The sequence below is a fragment of the Pseudomonas sp. PNPG3 genome (assembly GCF_023093815.1).
Taxonomy (GTDB): Bacteria; Pseudomonadota; Gammaproteobacteria; order Pseudomonadales; family Pseudomonadaceae; genus Aquipseudomonas; species Aquipseudomonas asiatica.
Genome location: NZ_JALLKV010000018.1, coordinates 1 through 17,262 on the forward strand (window position 1 = coordinate 1; position 17,262 = coordinate 17,262).

A 17,262-nucleotide genomic window follows, 5' to 3' on the forward strand; every position below is an offset into this window, starting at 1 on the left:
TGCGGCCTACGGGCTAAAGCTCAAAGCGTCAGTCTTAACTGACTGGCATTAACCCCGAGGTCGGCTTTTTTTGTACAGCTCAGGCCATCAACCTGCCCGACGCAACAACCACACTCCGGCCAATGCACAGATGCCTGCCGGGATCACCACCGCCAGCAGCGGCGGGAAGCCGAACACCTGGCTCGAAGGCCCCAACAGGTCCTGGGCGATGCGGAACACGAAGCCCACCAGTACACCGGTGAACACGCGCTGGCCAAGGGTTACCGAACGCAGCGGGCCGAAGATGAAGGAAATGGCCATCAGCACCAGCGCCGCGGTCACCATCGGCTGCAATACCTTGGTCCAGAACGCCAGCCAGTAACGGGCATTGTTCAGGCCCTGGTCGGACAGGTAGTGGATGTAGTCCCACAGCCCGGTGATGGACAGCGACTCCGGCGCGAGGATCACAGTATTGAGCAGTTGCGGCGTGAGCGAAACGTCCCAGCGTTCCTGCGGCGCGGTCACCACTTCGGTGTGGTCGCCACGGAAGAAGGTGGTGCGCACGTCGCTGAGCATCCAGTGGTCGTCCTGGTACTGTGCACGGCGGGCGAAGCTCGAGGTGACAATCTTGCGCTCGCTGTCGAAGCGGTAACGGGTCACACCCAGCAGCAGGCCGTTAGGCTGCACGGCGTTGATGTGCACGTACTCCTCGCCCTGGCGGTGCCACATGCCGCGCTTGGAGCTTTGCGCCTCACCACCGCCCTGGGCCAGGGAACGGTCGGCCTGGGCCTTGTTCTCGGTCACCGGCGCCACGTACTCGCCGATCAGCAGACCGACCAGCATCAGTACCAGCATCGGCTTCATCACTGCCCAGACGATGCGCCCGATGGAAACCCCTGCAGCACGCATGATGGTCAGTTCGCTGCTGCTGGCCAGGCTGCCCAGGCCGATCAGGCAGCCGATCAAGGCGGCCATCGGCAGCATTTCGTACAGCCGCCGCGGTGCGGTCAGCAGGACGAAGTTGCCCGCCTCCATCACCGTGTAGGTGTCACTCAGGTCGCTCATCTCGTCGATGAAGGCAAACAGCGAAGCCAGGCCGAGGATGATCCCCAGCACGGCGAGGATGGCCAGCAGCACGCTCTGGCCGATGTAGCGGTCGAGCTTACCCATGGGCCACCTCCGCACGACGGGCGGCGCGCTTGAGGCGCAGCGGCTCCCAGTACATCAGGCCCAGGCCGATCAGCAGGAACAGGCCGTGGACCCACCAAATGCCCAGGGCGATCGGCAGTTTGCCCTTCTCGAGGGCGCCGCGTACGGAAATCAGCATTGTCAGGTAGGCCATGTACAGAAGAATTGCCGGCAGCAGCTTGAGGAAGCGGCCCTGGCGCGGGTTGACCCGGGACAGCGGCACCGCCAGCATGGTGACGATGAACACCAGGATCGGCAGCGACAGCCGCCATTGCAGCTCGGCGCGCTCACGCAGCCCCTTCTTGCCGATCAGCTCGGAAGTGGGGATGGCTTCGCGATCGGTCACTTCCTCGGCGACTTCCGGCTTGGGCAGCAGCACTCCGTAGGTGTCGTACTTGATTGCACGGTAATCCGCCTGGCCCGGGTTGCCGTCGTAACGGTAGCCGTTTTCCAGCACCAGGTAGCGGTTGCCGTCGGCCTGGATTTCCTGGTGGCCTTTTTCGGCAACCAGCACCGACGGGGCGCGGTCCTTGGTCTTGTCCTGGTTGAAGCGCTTCTCGGAAATGAACACCCCGGCCAGGTTGATGCGGTCGTCCGACAGCTCTTCGGTGTAAGTCACCCGCGAGCCGTCGCGCAGGGTCTGGAAGCGGCCCGGCACCAGGGTGTCGAACTCGGTCAGGGCATCCTGCTGGGCGATGATCTGCTGCACCTGGGCCACGCCCAGCGGTGCCAGGCTCAGGCTAAGCCAGGCCACCAGCAGGGCGACCAGGGCGGCCGGCGCCATGGTCAGGCCCAGCAGGCGCTGCTGGCTCATGCCGGTGGCCGACAGCACGGTCATCTCGCTTTCCAGGTACAGGCGCCCGTACGCCAGGAGAATGCCGAGGAACAGCCCCAAAGGCAGGATCAGCTGCAGGAAGCCCGGCAGACGGAAGCCCATGATCAGGAACAGCACGCTCGGGTCGAGCACACCCTGGGCAGCCTGGGCCAGGTACTTGATGAAGCGCCCGCTCATGATGATCACCAGCAGCACGGCGCTGACGGCGCTCAAGGTCACCAGGACCTCGCGGGACAGATAACGAAAGACGATCAAACCAGACACTCCTGGGTTGTCAGGGCGGACTGCCAATCAATGGCGCCAGACAATGACTTAGTACAGCCAAGACCAATGCCGGTTCGCCAAAGGCGAACCTCCATGTAAAGTGCGCGCATTATCCTGTGATTGACCGCCCCTGTCACTTCGCCGCGCATGAAGGCGCATAACGGGGTTGTCAGCACGCTTGCCGCAGGCTCAAACTGGCAGCTTTTCCGCTGGCGCGCGACGACGCGGCCAGGCCCGTCCAGAGCGCTGGAATACACAGCGCCGACTGTATCGATCATTCGGGGATCCTGACATGGAACTGGTTGTAAAAAGCGTAGCTGCTGCATCCGTAAAAACCGCCACCCTGGTCCTCCCGGTAGGTGAAAACCGCAAGCTCGGCGCCGTGGCCAAGGCCGTCGACCAGGCCAGCGAAGGCGCCATCAGTGCCGTGCTCAAACGTGGCGACCTGGCCGGCAAGCCGGGCCAGACCCTGCTCCTGCAGAACCTCGCGGGCCTGAAGGCCGAGCGCGTGCTGCTGGTGGGCAGCGGCAAGGACGAAGCCCTGGGCGACCGCGCCTGGCGCAAACTGGTCGCCAGCGTCGCCGGCGTGCTCAAGGGCCTGAACGGCGCTGACGCAGTGCTGGCCCTGGACGACATCGCGGTCAGCAACCGTGATGCCCACTATGGCAAGTACCGCCTGCTGGCCGAAACCCTGCTCGACGGCGAATACGTGTTCGATCGCTTCAAGAGCCAGAAGGCCGAGCCGCGCGCCCTGAAGAAGGTCACCCTGCTGACCGACAAGGCCGGCCAGGCCGAGGTCGAACGTGCCGTCAAGCATGCCAGTGCCATCGCCACCGGCATGGCCTTCACGCGCGACCTGGGCAACCTGCCGCCCAACCTGTGCCACCCAAGCTTCCTGGCCGAACAGGCCAAGGACCTGGGCAAGGCGCACAAGGCGCTGAAAGTCGAAGTGCTGGACGAGAAGAAGATCAAGGACCTCGGCATGGGCGCGTTCTACGCCGTCGGCCAGGGCAGCGACCAGCCGCCACGCCTGATCGTGCTCAACTACCAGGGCGGCAAGAAGGCGGACAAGCCGTTCGTGCTGGTGGGCAAGGGCATTACCTTCGACACCGGCGGCATCAGCCTGAAGCCTGGCGCCGGCATGGACGAAATGAAGTACGACATGTGCGGTGCCGCCAGCGTGCTCGGCACCCTGCGTGCGGTGCTCGAGCTGCAGCTGCCGGTCAACCTGGTGTGCCTGCTGGCCTGCGCCGAGAACATGCCGAGCGGCGGCGCCACCCGGCCGGGTGACATCGTCACCACCATGAGCGGGCAGACCGTGGAAATCCTCAACACCGACGCCGAAGGCCGCCTGGTGCTGTGCGACACCCTGACCTACGCCGAGCGCTTCAAGCCGCAGGCAGTCATCGACATCGCTACCCTGACCGGTGCCTGCATCGTCGCCCTGGGCAGCCACACCACTGGCCTGATGGGCAACAACGACGACCTGGTCGGCCAGTTGCTCGACGCCGGCAAGCGCGCCGACGACCGTGCCTGGCAGCTGCCGCTGTTCGATGAGTACCAGGAGCAGCTGGACAGCCCGTTCGCCGACATGGGCAACATCGGCGGGCCGAAGGCCGGCACCATCACCGCCGGCTGCTTCCTGTCGCGCTTTGCCAAGGCCTACGACTGGGCGCACATGGACATCGCCGGCACTGCCTGGGTCAGCGGCGGCAAGGACAAGGGCGCCACTGGCCGCCCTGTACCCCTGCTGACCCAGTACCTGCTGGACCGCGCCGGCGCCTGACGCCATTGAGCCGGTGGCGCCGCGCGCGCCACCGGCCGGCGATACCACCATGAGCAAAGTCGATTTCTACATCCTGCCCACCGACTCGCTGTCGGCGCGGCTCGATTTCGCCTGCAAGCTATGCGAAAAGGCCTGGCGCCTCGGCCACCGGGTCTACCTGCATTGCCAGGACGCCGAGCAGCGCAACGAGCTGGACCAACGCCTGTGGCGCTTCAAGGGCGAGGCCTTCGTGCCCCACGACCTCGCGGAGGTGCATGCCGATGCCAGCGTGGCATTGGGCCTGGCCGCCGACAGTGCGGGCGACCACCACGACCTGTTGATCAACCTGGGCGCCGGCGTACCGGCCTTCGTCGGCCAGTTCGAGCGGGTGGCCGAAATCGTCGTTGAAGAGCCTGGCATCCGCCAATCGGCCCGTGAACGATTCCGTTTCTACCGTGAACAGGGCTATGCTCTGCAAGACCACCGCTTACAGCGACTTTGACGACGATGGACAAGCCCTCCCCCCTGCCCGATTCCGCCCATCTGCTCGATGACCTCGAGTCGATACGCCAGCTGCTTGGCGACGCCGACCTGCAACCACCGCTGCTGACCGAGACGGTGGAGCAGATCCCGTTGCTGCTGGAAGAAGCGCCCGGCAATCATGTGCCTACGGCCGAACCAATAGCTGCCGAACCCGAAGATGACCCGCAGACTCGTCGCCAGGACACCCTGCTGCATCTGGAAAGCGAACTGCGTGCGGCGGCGCAGATGATCATGCAGGACGTGATCAACGACTTTACCCCGCACATCGAGAACGAGATCAAGCGCCGGCTGGATGCGCGGATCGAGCGGTTGATCAAGCGTTCCGAGTAGATATACCGAACATCCGGGTCGCCTGCTTCGCGGGCACGCCCGCTCCCACAGGGTCCCCACAGACCGCAAGACCTATGGTGCACCTGTAGGAGCGGGCGTGCCCGCGAAGCAGGCGCCACTGTTCCGACAGTTGTCAGCAGCTTGTCGCCTGCGGCCCCCAGCTTGGTTATACTTCCCGGCTTTCCCGAATAAATGCACAGGGTCCCGCCGCGCATGGATAAGACCTACCAGCCGCACGCCATCGAAACTTCCTGGTACAACACCTGGGAGTCCGAGAACTATTTCGCCCCACAAGGTGCAGGCGAGTCCTACACCATCATGATCCCGCCGCCGAACGTGACCGGCAGCCTGCACATGGGCCACGGGTTCAACAACGCGATCATGGACGCCCTGATCCGTTTCCGCCGCATGCAAGGCCGCGACACCCTGTGGCAGCCAGGCACCGACCACGCCGGTATCGCCACCCAGATGCTGGTCGAGCGCCAGCTAGAGGCCAAGGGCCAGAACCGTCATGACCTGGGCCGCGAAAAGTTCCTGGAAAAGGTCTGGGAATGGAAGGACCAGTCCGGCGGCAACATCAGCCGTCAGATCCGCCGTCTGGGCTCGTCGGTCGACTGGAGCCGCGAGCGTTTCACCATGGACGACGGCCTGTCCGAAGCGGTCAAGGAAGCCTTCGTGCGCCTGCATGAAGACGGCCTGATCTACCGCGGCAAGCGCCTGGTCAACTGGGACACCAAGCTGCACACGGCCATCTCCGACCTCGAAGTGGAGAACCACGACGAGAAGGGCCACCTGTGGAACCTGCGCTACCCACTGGCCGATGGCGCCAAGACCGCCGAAGGCAAGGACTACCTGGTCGTCGCCACCACCCGTCCGGAAACCCTGCTGGGTGACGCGGCCGTGGCAGTCAACCCGAACGACGAGCGCTACCAGGCACTGATCGGCAAGTTCGTCGAACTGCCGCTGGTCGGCCGCCGCATCCCGATCATCGCCGACGACTACTGCGACCCCGAGTTCGGTACCGGCTGCGTGAAGATCACCCCGGCCCACGACTTCAACGACTATGAAGTCGGCAAACGCCACAACCTGCCGCTGCTGAACATCTTCGACAAGAATGCCTTCGTGCTGGCCAGCGCGCAGGCCTTCAACCTCGACGGCAGCGTCAACGAGCAGGTGGACACCCGCCTGCCGGCCCAGTACGCCAACCTCGACCGCTTCGTCGCACGCAAGCAGATCGTCGCCGACCTGGATGCCCAGGGCCTGCTGGTGAGCATCGACGACCACGCGCTGAAAGTGCCGAAGGGCGACCGTTCGGGCACCGTCATCGAGCCGTGGCTGACCGACCAGTGGTACGTTTCCACCAAGCCGCTGGCAGAACCTGCCATCGCCGCAGTGGAAGATGGCCGCATCCAGTTCGTGCCCAAGCAGTACGAGAACATGTACTTCTCCTGGATGCGTGACATCCAGGACTGGTGCATCAGCCGCCAGCTGTGGTGGGGCCACCGCATCCCGGCATGGTACGACGAGGCCGGCCAGGTCTATGTCGGCCGCAACGAGGAAGAAGTGCGCGCCAAGCACAACCTGGGCGCCGACGTGGTCCTGCGCCAGGACGACGACGTACTCGACACCTGGTTCAGTTCGGGCCTGTGGACCTTCTCTACCCTGGGCTGGCCGGAACAGACCGAGTTCCTCAAGAAGTTCCACTCCACCGACGTGCTGGTAACCGGCTTCGACATCATCTTCTTCTGGGTTGCGCGCATGATCATGCTGACCATGCACCTGATCAAGAACGAGGATGGCACCCCGCAGGTACCTTTCAAGACCGTGTACGTGCACGGCCTGGTACGTGACGGCCAGGGCCAGAAGATGTCCAAGTCCAAGGGCAACGTGCTGGACCCGCTGGACATCGTCGACGGCATCACCCTCGACGCCCTGCTGGAAAAACGCACCAGCGGCATGATGCAGCCCAAGCTTGCCGAGAAAATCGCCAAGCAGACCAAGGCCGAGTTCCCCGAAGGTATCGCCAGCTACGGCACCGACGCCCTGCGCTTCACCTTCTGCTCGTTGGCCTCCACCGGCCGCGACATCAAGTTCGACATGGGCCGCGTCGAAGGCTACCGCAACTTCTGCAACAAGATCTGGAACGCCGCCCGCTACGTGCTGGACAAGGGCGAAGACTGCGGCCAGAACGGCGAGGCCTACGAGCTGTCGCTGGCCGACCGCTGGATCATCTCGCAGCTGCAGCGTACCGAAGCCGAAGTGACCCGCCAGCTGGAGCAGTTCCGCTTCGACCTGGCCAGCCAGGCGCTGTACGAGTTCATCTGGAACCAGTATTGCGACTGGTACCTGGAGCTGTCCAAGCCGGTGCTGTGGGACGAGAACGCCCCGGTCGAGCGCGCCCGTGGCACCCGCCGCACCCTGGTGCGCGTGCTGGAAGTGGCGCTGCGCCTGGCGCACCCGTTCATGCCGTTCATCACCGAAGAAATCTGGCAGCGCATCGCGCCGCTGGCCGGCATCGAAGGCAAGACCATCATGCTGCAGCCATGGCCGGTGGCCAATGAAAGCCGCATCGATGCTGCCGCCGAAGGCGACATCGAGTGGCTCAAGGAGCTGATGGTCGGCCTGCGCAACATCCGCGCCGAAATGAACATCGGCCCGGGCAAGCCGCTGCCGCTGTTCCTTAAGAACGCCAACGCCGACGACCAGCGTCGACTGCAGGAAAACGAAGCCCTGCTGAAGAAGCTGGCCAAGGTCGAATCGTTCACCGTACTGGGCGATGCCGACGAAGCGCCGCTGTCGGCCACCGCCCTGGTCGGTGACCTGCAAGTGCTGGTGCCAATGGCCGGCCTGATCGACAAGGATGCCGAGCTGGCGCGCCTGAACAAGGAAATCCAGCGCCTGCAGGGTGAAGTGGCACGCGTGGGTGGCAAGCTGTCCAACGCCGCCTTCGTCGACAAGGCACCACCTGCCGTGATCGAGAAGGAACGCGCCAAGCTGGCCGAGTCCGAACAGGCCCTGGCCAACTTCACCGAGCAGCATGCGCGGATTGCAGCGCTTTAATCACTAGAGAAAAGCTGGGGCCGCTTTGCGGCCCTTTCGCGACACAAGGCCGCTCCTACAGGGACGGCGCCGGTCTGAAGGGCGCCGCTATCCTGTAGGAGCGGCCTTGTGTCGCGAAAGGGCTGCAAAGCAGCCCTAGGCTCTATCAGCCACCGCTCGTATAGGGCTGGACACTGCCATGACCCCGAACAAACCCACCCTGCACCCGCGCAACCGCCACCAGGGCCGCTACGACTTCCCCAGCCTGATCAAGGCCCACCCTAACCTGGCGCGCTTCACCATCACCAACCCCCACGGCAAACCCAGCATCGACTTCGCCAACCCCGAGGCCGTAAGGGTGTTCAACCGTGCGCTGCTGAAGGCCCAGTACGGCATCCAGCACTGGGATATCCCCGCCGACTACCTGTGCCCGCCGATTCCCGGCCGCGCCGACTACATTCACGTCGCCGCCGACCTGCTGGCCGATGACAATGCCGGCGAGATCCCCAAGGGCGCCCAGGTGCGTGCGCTGGACATCGGCGTGGGGGCCAACTGCATCTACCCGCTGCTGGGCCACAGCGACTACCGCTGGCGCTTCGTTGGCTCGGACATCGACCCCGTGGCCCTGGCTTCGGCCAAGGCCATCGTCCAGGCCAACGGCCTGGGCAAGGCCATCACCCTGCGCCAACAGGCCAACCGTGCGCACATCCTCAGCGGCCTGCTGCAGGAGGGCGAACGCTTCGACCTGACCCTGTGCAACCCGCCCTTCCATGCCTCACGCGACGAAGCCACCCGTGGTAGCCAGCGCAAGTGGAAGAACCTGGGCAAGCAGGACCCCAAGCGCAAGCTGCCGGTGCTCAACTTCGGTGGCCAGAACAACGAACTGTGGTGCGAAGGCGGCGAGATCCGCTTTGTCAGCCAACTGGTCAGTGAAAGCGTGCAGTACGCCGAACGGGTATTGTGGTTCACCAGCCTGGTGTCCAAGGCCAGCAACTTGCCGGGGATCGAGGCTGCGCTCAGGAAAGCGGGCGCCAAGGCCGTGCGCATCAGTGAAATGGGCCAGGGGCAGAAGCAAAGCCGCATGGTCGCCTGGAGCTTCCACGACGACGAGGCGCGCCAGGCCTGGCACGCCGGGCGTAAAACCCAGGCATGAAAAAACCGCGTCCGGGCAAGCCGGGCGCGGTTTCGTCAAAGCTTCAACAATTACTTGTTGATGGCGTCGGTCAGCACTTTGGCCGGAACGAACTTGACGACTTTCTTGGCAGCGATTTCGATGGCAGCGCCAGTCGAAGGGTTGCGGCCGGTACGGGCAGGACGCTCAGCGACTTTCAGTTTGCCGATGCCTGGCAGAGTGATTTCAGCGCCGTTTTCCAGCTGGTCGGCAACGATCTGGCCCAGTTGCTCCAGAGCGTTCTTGGCGGTGGCTTTTGGCGCGGCGATCGATTCGGCGATGTCGGCAATCAGTTGGTCTTTGGTCAATGCCATGGTGGTGTTCCTTCCCTATCAAATTCGATGGTTATGCAGCGGACTACGACGTTATCGGGCCAGCCCCTGAAAGTGGAGGGCCGCGCCAATCGCGTATGTAGATACGCAAATCGACGTTTGGTTCGACACGACGACAGCACGCTGCCAGCAATGCGCCACACAAGGGGCGCAAGACCGCGCAAAGCTACCACAGGAGCAGATAAATATCCGCTGCACGCTTCGATTTAATGCAGGTTTTTCGGGGGTTTTAGCCCAAAACGCACAAAATTGAACAAAAAACGAACAACCGGCATTTCTGCCAACATCCGGCCACTGCATCACCTGATGTCTAGGGTAAACTGGACGACTTTTGCAGCTCGCCGAGAATTCCATGCCAATCCGTCATTGCATCGTTCACCTGATCGACAAAAAGCCCGATGGCAGCCCCGCCGTGCTGCATGCCCGCGATTCCGAACTGGCTGCCTCCGACGCCATCGAAAACCTGCTGGCCGACCTCAATGACAGCTACAACGCCAAGCAAGGCAAGGCCTGGGGCTTTTTCCACGGCGAGTCCGGCGCCTACCCGCTGAGCGGCTGGCTGAAGCAGTACCTGGACGAAGAAAAGGACTTTACCTCCTTCAGCCGTGTGGCCGTGGAGCACCTGCAAAAGCTGATGGAAGAGTCCAACCTGTCCACCGGCGGCCACATCCTGTTTGCCCACTACCAGCAAGGCATGACCGAATACCTGGCAATCGCCCTTCTGCACCACAGCGAAGGTGTGGCAGTGAACGCCGAGCTTGATGTGACGCCTTCGCGCCACCTCGACCTTGGCCAGTTGCACCTGGCGGCGCGCATCAACCTGTCGGAGTGGAAGAACAACCAGAACTCCAAACAGTACATTTCGTTCATCAAGGGCAAGAATGGCAAGAAGGTCTCGGACTACTTCCGTGACTTCATCGGCTGCCAGGAGGGCGTCGACGGCCCGGGCGAAACCCGCACCCTGCTCAAGGCCTTCAGCGACTTCGTCGAGAGCGAAGACCTGCCGGAAGAGTCCGCCCGCGAAAAAACCCAGACCCTGGTCGAGTACGCCACTACCCAGACCAAGCTCGGCGAGCCGGTCACGCTGGAAGAGCTGTCCAGCCTGATCGACGAGGACCGGCCCAAGGCGTTCTACGATCACATCCGCAACAAGGACTACGGCCTGTCGCCGGAAATCCCCGCAGACAAGCGCACCCTCAACCAGTTCCGCCGCTTCACCGGCCGTGCCGAGGGGTTGTCGATCAGCTTCGAAGCGCACCTGCTGGGGGACAAGGTCGAGTATGACGAAGCAGCAGGGACCTTGATCATCAAGGGCCTTCCGACCACCTTGGTGGATCAGTTGAAGCGGCGCAAGGACTGATGACCCCGGGGCTGCTGCGCAGCCCATCGCCGGCAAGCCAGCTCCCACAGGTACTGCACAGGCCTGAGGTCTATGCAGCCGAAGTGGGAGCTGGCTTGCCGGCGATGGGGCGCGAAGCGGCCCTAATTAGCAGCCACTACTGCGCCATAGGAGGCCACCAACGCCTCCTTCGCCGACTTGCGCAGCCGCTTCACCAGCCGCTCCTGGCGTAACGCCTCGCCCTTGTCCGGCCATTGCTCCACATACACCAGCGCCTGGGCCGGGCTGGTCTTGAAGTAGCGCGCGCCCTGCCCTTTCTGGTGCGCCAGAAAGCGCCGCTGCGGGTCATCGCTGATACCGCAATACAGCGATCCATTGGCAGCCCTTACCAAGTAGACATACCAGGGTTTGCTGGCGGCAATTTCGACGGGCTCACTCACCCTGAGCCTGCTGGAATGCTCGCAATCCTTTGAACGCCTGCTGGCGTACCTTGTTCTGCACCAGCGGCGACCAGCCCAGCAGCATGCCAGGCACACCCAGCGCCTGCCGCGACCAGCGCCACAAGTCGAATTGGTCATCGTGCTGGCAGATCAGCCCGTCACGGATCACGAAACGCGCCTGGATATCGTTGACCACGATGCGGCCGGTCTGGCTGAACAGGTAGGTGGCCACCCAATGTGCGGCGCCAGTGCGTTCATCGGCGCGGACGTTGTCGAAGGTCAGGGTGAAGTCCTTGGCCCGGCTGGTGAGCATTCGCCACATGTCGCCTGCATCCTTGCCACGCAAGGTGCCGAAGACCGGGTCGCTGAAGACGATATCGTCGCTGTAGCAGGCGACCATGGCCTTGGCGTCCAGGCGCTGGAAGGCCTGGTAGAAGCGGGTGATCAGGTCGCGGTTGGCGTCGCTCATGTGGGCTGGTCCGTCCTGGGAGTCGAAAGCAGCACGATAATCTTCCCCGGTTGGTTATGCCAGTACCGGCCCTTTCGCGGGTAAACCCGCTCCCACAGGTACAACATGACTTCAAGATGTGTGCAATCCCTGTGGGAGCGGGTTTACCCGCGAAGAGGCCGGCAATGCCACATGCCCCTTCAGACTTTCTCGCTGCTCACCTGCACATGCAAAGCCCGCCCGGCCCCCAGGCCGAACACGATGGCACCCACCCCCAGCACGGCAAAAATCCACCCCACTGCCGCCCACCCCCCGGTCAGGTCATGTACCAGCCCCACCGCAAACGGCCCCATCGACGCCAGGGTATAACCCACCCCCTGCGCCATGCTCGACAGGTTCGCCGCGACATGGGCATCCTTCGAGCGCAGTACGATCAAGGTCAGCGCCAGGGCAAAGGTACCGCCCTGCCCCAGGCCCAGCACAACCGCCCAGCCCCACAGCCCGGAAAGCGGCGCATACAGGCAACCGAACAGGCCGGCCAGGGTAATCAGCATGACCAGCACGATCGCCAGGCGCTGGTCCTTGCCGCGAGTAGCCAGCCAGGGCGCACTGAGCGAACTGACCAGCTGCACGATCACCGACCCCGACAGCACCAGCCCCGCCTCGGTCGGGCTCAGGCCGCGACCGATCAGGATCGATGGCAACCAGCCAAAGACGATATAGGCCAGTGACGACTGCAGGCCCATGTACAGGGTCACCTGCCAGGCCAGCGGATCACGCCACAGCCCACGCACACGATAGGCCACCTTGTGCAGGCCATGACCTTGGCGGGCCTGCGGCAGCCATACCAGCATGGCCAGCAGGGCCGGCAACATCCAGAAGCCAAGCCCCAGCGCCCAGCTGCCGTCGAAATGCTGGGCCAGGGGCACCGTGGCGCCAGCCGCCATGGCGGCGCCCAGGCACAAGGCCATGGTGTACACGCCGGTCAGCGTGCCAGCGTGCTGCGGGAAATCGCGCTTGACGATGCCCGGCAACAGCACGCCAATGATGCCGATACTGGCCCCGGCCATCAGGCTGCCGAGGAACACCCCGGTGGCCCCCAGGCTACTGCGCACGACAATGCCAAGCGCCAGGGTGGCGAGGATGCCGAGGATTACCCGCTCGCTGCCAAAACGCCTCGCCAGCCCCGGCGCCAAGGGAGCGAACAGGCCCAGGCACAGCACTGGCAAGGTGGTCAGCAAACCGGCCTGCGAGGCATTCAGCCCCAAGCCTTCGGACACCTGGCCCAGCACCGGCGCCATGCTCGACAATGCCGGGCGCAGGTTCAATGCCACCAGCACCAGGCCGAGCAACAACAGCCAAGGCCGCTGTATCTGTACCGGCTGCTGTTGGACCTGCTCGTCGTCAGCCTCGGCGTCGATCAGCAACTCATCGAGGTCCCGCTCGCTCGGTGGGGTGTTACGGGTGATGGAATCAGCCATGGCCTTCTCGGAGTCAGGATTCGATAAGGGTACGGCTCAGGCGCTTGGCCTGCTCCGCATCGCGTTGCTCGATTGCGGCAAGGATCTGCCCATGCAGGTCGAACGTGGCCTGGCAGCGCGGCACGGTTGCCATGTTGTGCTGCAGCGCGGCAGCCACCACCCCGGAAAAGTACCGGTACAGCTCACTCAAGGCCGGGTTATGGGCGGCATCTACCAGGCGCTGGTGAAACACCAGGTCGCAGGCCACATAAGCATCGATATCACCGTGAAAATGCCCGGCACTGTTGGCCAGGGCATCACGCAGCGCCTGAAGATCGGCGTCGGTTCGGCGCAGCGCGGCCAGGCCGATGGCCTCGGCTTCGAGGATGTGCCGGGTTTCACGGGCCTGCTCGGGCGTGCAGCGTGACATCGCCTGCACCGCCTGTAGCGGGTCCTGGGCCGTGCGCAGGTAGCTGCCATCCCCCTGGCGAATCTCCACCAGGCCACTGAACGCCAGCACACGCATGGCCTCGCGTACGGTGTTGCGGCTTATGCCCAACTGCAGGGCCAGTTCCGGCTCGGTCGGCAAACGCTGGCCAACCTGCCAGTCGCCCAGCAGGATGCGTTCTCGCATGCGCTCGACGGCCAGTTCGACCAGGGAGCGCTTGGTCAATTCGGTGCTCATGAAACTCAACCAATCATCCGATGAATCTGCTCAGCATAATGTATACCGGCAATACAGCAAACATTGATGGTTTCTGGCGATAGTGGAAATCCCTGTGGGAGCGGGCATGCCCGCGAAGAATCCAACGCGATGGATGGCACCGGCGTTGCCGGTGTTCGCGGGCACGCCCGCTCCCACAAGGGCCGCGTCACGGCAGCTTGCAATACCGTTAGTTCAATGCATCAAGCAGCGCCTGGTTCATCTCTGGCGTACCGATGGTGATGCGCAGGAACTGGGCAATGCGCGGCTGCTTGAAGTGGCGCACGATCACGCCCTGCTCGCGCAGGCGTGCAGCCAACTCACCGGCATCGTGCTGCGGATGGCGGGCGAAGATGAAGTTGGCCGCCGACGGCAGCACTTCGAAGCCCTTGGCCCGCAGTTGCCCGACCAATACCTCGCGGCTGTCGATCACCTTGCGGCAGGTTTCTTCGAAGTACTCGCGGTCCTCGAACGCCACCGCTGCGCCGACGATCGCGGCACGGTCCAGCGGGTAGGAGTTGAAGCTGTTCTTGATCCGCTCCAGCGCTTCGATCAGGTCCGGGTGGCCAACCGCCAGGCCAACCCGCAGCCCCGCCAGCGAGCGCGACTTCGACAGGGTCTGGGTGACCAGCAGGTTGTCGTAGCGGTCCACCAGGCTGATCGCTGTTTCGCCCCCGAAGTCGATGTAGGCTTCATCCACCACCACCACCGAATCACGGTTGGCCTGCAGCAACTGCTCCACCGCCTGCAGCGGCATCAGGCAGCCGGTCGGCGCGTTGGGGTTGGGGAAGATGATGCCGGCGTTGGGCTTGTTGTAGTCCTCGATGCGGATCTGGAACTGCTCGTCCAGCGCCACCTGCTCGAAGGCAATACCGTAAAGACCGCAGTAGACCGGGTAGAAGCTGTAGCTGATGTCAGGGAACAGCAGCGGTGCGTCGTGCTGGAACAGGCCGTGGAAGATGTGCGCCAGCACCTCGTCCGAGCCGTTGCCGACGAACACTTGTGCCGGCGTGACGCCGTAGTACTCGGCCACCGCCTGCTTCAGCCGGTCACCGTTCGGGTCCGGGTACAGGCGCAGGTTGTCGTTCAGCTCGCCGCGCATGGCTTCCAGCGCCTTGGGCGACGGGCCGTAGGGGTTTTCGTTGGTGTTCAGCTTGACCAGGCGGGCCAGCTTGGGCTGCTCGCCCGGCACGTAAGGCACCAGGTCCTTGACGAAGGGGCTCCAGAATCGACTCATGCTCAGTTCCCCTTCTCTTGGGTCAGAATGCGGTATTCGGCGCTGCGGGCGTGTGCGGTCAGCGACTCGCCACGGGCCAGGACCGAGGCGGTGTGGCCCAGCTCGGACGCGCCCTGCTCGGAGCAGAAAATGATCGACGAACGCTTCTGGAAGTCATAAACCCCCAGCGGCGACGAGAAACGCGCGGTACCGGAGGTCGGCAGCACGTGGTTGGGCCCTGCGCAGTAGTCGCCCAGCGCTTCGCTGGTGTGGCGGCCCATGAAGATCGCGCCAGCGTGGCGGATGTGCGGCAGCCAGGCCTGCGGGTCGGCGACCGACAGTTCCAGGTGCTCCGGGGCAATGCGGTTGGCCACTTCCATGGCCTGCTGCATGTCACGCACCTGGATCAGCGCGCCACGGCCATTGATCGACTTCTCGATGATCCCGGCACGTTCCATGGTCGGCAGCAGCTTGTCGATGCTGGCTGCAACGCGGTCGAGGAAGGCGGCGTCCGGGCTGACCAGGATGGCCTGGGCATCTTCGTCGTGCTCGGCCTGGGAGAACAGGTCCATGGCGATCCAGTCCGGGTCGGTCTGGCCGTCGCACACCACGAGGATTTCCGATGGGCCGGCGATCATGTCGATACCCACCTGGCCGAACACGTGGCGCTTGGCGGTGGCGACGTAGATATTGCCCGGGCCGACGATCTTGTCCACCTGCGGCACGCTTTCGGTACCGTAGGCCAGCGCGGCGACAGCCTGGGCGCCACCGACGGTGAACACACGGTCGACACCGGCGATGCAGGCAGCCGCCAGCACCAGTTCGTTGACCTCGCCACGCGGGGTCGGCACCACCATCACCACTTCGGCCACGCCAGCAACCTTGGCCGGAATGGCGTTCATCAGCACCGACGACGGGTACGACGCCTTGCCACCCGGCACGTACAGGCCGGCGCGGTCCAGCGGGGTGACCTTCTGGCCAAGCACGGTGCCGTCGGCCTCGGTGTACTGCCAGGAATCCTGCTTCTGCCGCTCGTGGTACATGCGCACACGATTGGCGGCCTTTTCCAGGGCTTCGCGCTGGCCAGGGGTAATGCGGGTCAGCGCCAGTTCCAGGCGCTCGCGACCGAGGATCAGGTCATCGATGGACTTGGCATCGACACCATCGAAACGCTGGGTGAATTCCACCAATGCCGCATCGCCACGCTCGCGCACGGCCTTGATGATGTCGAGCACGCGCTGGTTGACCGCGTCATCGGACACACTTTCCCAGCTCAGCAGATGATCCAGATGTCGGGCGAAATCCGGATCAGCAGCGTTGAGACGGGCAATTGCAGTGGACACGGTCATGGCGAGGGCCTCGATTATTGGCGAATGCTCAGGCGCCCTAGGCTACCAGTCCATCCGCGCGGGCACCCGAGAAAAATGGCTATGACGCGGATAGACGGGCGCGGCAGCGAAGGCCGCGCGCAGTCGGTAGAGAGTCAGCCGCGGTGTCGCGATTCGACCGCTCCGCGCAGCGTGTCGATCAGGCTCTGGATACGGGCGTGCTGCATTTTCATGGAGGCCTTGTTGACCACCAGGCGCGAGCTGATCGTGGCGATCAGTTCCTGGGGCTCCAGGCCGTTGGCACGCAGGGTGTTGCCGGTGTCGACCACGTCGATGATCTTGTCGGCGAGGTTGATCAGCGGAGCCAGTTCCATCGAGCCGTACAGCTTGATGATGTCGACCTGGCGGCCCTGTTCGGCGTAGTAGCGCTTGGCTACGTTGACGAACTTGGTAGCCACGCGCAGACGGCCCTTGGGCTCGGGTGCGCCGACCACGCCAGCGGTCATCAGCTTGCAACGGGCAATCTGCAGGTCCAGGGGCTCGTAAAGGCCCTGGCCGCCGTACTCCATCAGCACATCCTTGCCGGCCACACCCAGGTCGGCGGCACCATGCTCGACATAGGTAGGCACGTCGGTCGCACGCACGATCAGCAGGCGCACATCGTCCTGCGTGGTGGGGATGATCAGTTTGCGGCTCTTGTCCGGGTTCTCGGTCGGCACGATACCGGCCTCGGCCAGCAACGGCAGGGTATCGTCGAGAATACGGCCTTTGGAAAGCGCGATGGTCAACATTGGAACGTCGGTCCTTAAGCGGCTACTGCTGGCCGGGCGTCGAGCCCGACCGCATTCAATTCGTTAGGCACATCCTGTGAAAGCGGGCAAA

At 63.9% G+C, this 17,262-nt stretch carries 17 protein-coding genes; 6 read left to right on the plus strand and 11 right to left on the minus strand.

All coding sequences use genetic code 11. The features are described 5' to 3' along the window. Positions 1-87: 87 nt before the first annotated feature. Genes lptG through MJ643_RS13910 form a run of 3 tightly spaced genes read right to left on the minus strand, consistent with a single transcriptional unit; the run spans position 88 to position 2,544 of the window. The gene (lptG, locus tag MJ643_RS13900; protein ID WP_015269076.1) at positions 88-1,149 is read right to left on the minus strand and encodes an LPS export ABC transporter permease LptG; all 1,062 of its coding nucleotides are present in this window, start codon (positions 1,147-1,149) and stop codon (positions 88-90) included. Next, entirely contained in the window at positions 1,142-2,257 is a 1,116-nt protein-coding gene (lptF, locus tag MJ643_RS13905; protein WP_247726842.1) for an LPS export ABC transporter permease LptF, read from the minus strand. Before lptF ends, lptG begins: the two co-directional genes overlap by 8 nt. After that, the gene (locus tag MJ643_RS13910) at positions 2,254-2,544 is read right to left on the minus strand and encodes a hypothetical protein (RefSeq protein WP_003257935.1); all 291 of its coding nucleotides are present in this window, start codon (positions 2,542-2,544) and stop codon (positions 2,254-2,256) included. Before MJ643_RS13910 ends, lptF begins: the two co-directional genes overlap by 4 nt. Positions 2,545-2,558: 14 nt before the next feature. On the opposite strand from MJ643_RS13910, the gene MJ643_RS13915 reads away from it, so the two are divergent. From MJ643_RS13915 to rlmF, 5 genes are all read left to right on the plus strand, one after another. Then, positions 2,559-4,052 carry a leucyl aminopeptidase gene (locus tag MJ643_RS13915; protein ID WP_003257933.1) on the plus strand — a complete coding sequence of 498 codons (1,494 nt, stop codon included), beginning with the start codon at positions 2,559-2,561 and terminating at the stop codon, positions 4,050-4,052. Positions 4,053-4,101: 49 nt separating this feature from the next. Next, positions 4,102-4,533: a DNA polymerase III subunit chi gene (locus tag MJ643_RS13920; protein WP_003257931.1), complete on the plus strand. Its 432-nt coding sequence runs from the start codon at positions 4,102-4,104 to the stop codon at positions 4,531-4,533. 5 nt (positions 4,534-4,538) lie between these two features. Further along, a complete protein-coding gene (locus MJ643_RS13925) occupies positions 4,539-4,904 on the plus strand; it encodes a hypothetical protein (RefSeq protein ID WP_024086347.1) in 366 nt (121 codons plus the stop codon). 213 nt (positions 4,905-5,117) lie between these two features. Next, entirely contained in the window at positions 5,118-7,964 is a 2,847-nt protein-coding gene (locus MJ643_RS13930; protein ID WP_013971095.1) for a valine--tRNA ligase, read from the plus strand. Between the two features lie 178 nt (positions 7,965-8,142). Next, positions 8,143-9,096, plus strand: coding sequence for a 23S rRNA (adenine(1618)-N(6))-methyltransferase RlmF (gene rlmF, locus MJ643_RS13935; RefSeq protein ID WP_024086346.1), 954 nt, complete (start codon positions 8,143-8,145; stop codon positions 9,094-9,096). Positions 9,097-9,146: 50 nt separating this feature from the next. Here the strand turns inward: rlmF and MJ643_RS13940 are convergent, their stop codons facing one another. Then, positions 9,147-9,428: an HU family DNA-binding protein gene (locus MJ643_RS13940; RefSeq protein WP_003257928.1), complete on the minus strand. Its 282-nt coding sequence runs from the start codon at positions 9,426-9,428 to the stop codon at positions 9,147-9,149. A gap of 370 nt (positions 9,429-9,798) precedes the next feature. On the opposite strand from MJ643_RS13940, the gene yejK reads away from it, so the two are divergent. Next, positions 9,799-10,806 carry a nucleoid-associated protein YejK gene (gene yejK, locus MJ643_RS13945; protein WP_013971093.1) on the plus strand — a complete coding sequence of 336 codons (1,008 nt, stop codon included), beginning with the start codon at positions 9,799-9,801 and terminating at the stop codon, positions 10,804-10,806. A gap of 122 nt (positions 10,807-10,928) precedes the next feature. Here the strand turns inward: yejK and MJ643_RS13950 are convergent, their stop codons facing one another. The 7 genes from MJ643_RS13950 to hisG form a co-directional block, all read right to left on the minus strand. After that, a complete protein-coding gene (locus MJ643_RS13950) occupies positions 10,929-11,225 on the minus strand; it encodes a GIY-YIG nuclease family protein (protein ID WP_013971092.1) in 297 nt (98 codons plus the stop codon). Continuing rightward, the gene (locus MJ643_RS13955; RefSeq protein WP_024086345.1) at positions 11,218-11,694 is read right to left on the minus strand and encodes a nuclear transport factor 2 family protein; all 477 of its coding nucleotides are present in this window, start codon (positions 11,692-11,694) and stop codon (positions 11,218-11,220) included. Before MJ643_RS13955 ends, MJ643_RS13950 begins: the two co-directional genes overlap by 8 nt. Positions 11,695-11,873: 179 nt before the next feature. Next, positions 11,874-13,154 carry a CynX/NimT family MFS transporter gene (locus tag MJ643_RS13960; protein WP_024086344.1) on the minus strand — a complete coding sequence of 427 codons (1,281 nt, stop codon included), beginning with the start codon at positions 13,152-13,154 and terminating at the stop codon, positions 11,874-11,876. 13 nt (positions 13,155-13,167) lie between these two features. Beyond that, entirely contained in the window at positions 13,168-13,818 is a 651-nt protein-coding gene (locus MJ643_RS13965; protein ID WP_013971088.1) for a FadR/GntR family transcriptional regulator, read from the minus strand. Between the two features lie 208 nt (positions 13,819-14,026). Continuing rightward, positions 14,027-15,073 carry a histidinol-phosphate transaminase gene (hisC, locus tag MJ643_RS13970; RefSeq protein ID WP_013971087.1) on the minus strand — a complete coding sequence of 349 codons (1,047 nt, stop codon included), beginning with the start codon at positions 15,071-15,073 and terminating at the stop codon, positions 14,027-14,029. Between the two features lie 2 nt (positions 15,074-15,075). Beyond that, the gene (gene hisD, locus MJ643_RS13975) at positions 15,076-16,401 is read right to left on the minus strand and encodes a histidinol dehydrogenase (protein ID WP_024086342.1); all 1,326 of its coding nucleotides are present in this window, start codon (positions 16,399-16,401) and stop codon (positions 15,076-15,078) included. A 134-nt stretch (positions 16,402-16,535) separates the two neighbouring features. Continuing rightward, positions 16,536-17,171 carry an ATP phosphoribosyltransferase gene (hisG, locus tag MJ643_RS13980; protein WP_003257924.1) on the minus strand — a complete coding sequence of 212 codons (636 nt, stop codon included), beginning with the start codon at positions 17,169-17,171 and terminating at the stop codon, positions 16,536-16,538. Positions 17,172-17,262: the final 91 nt, after the last annotated feature.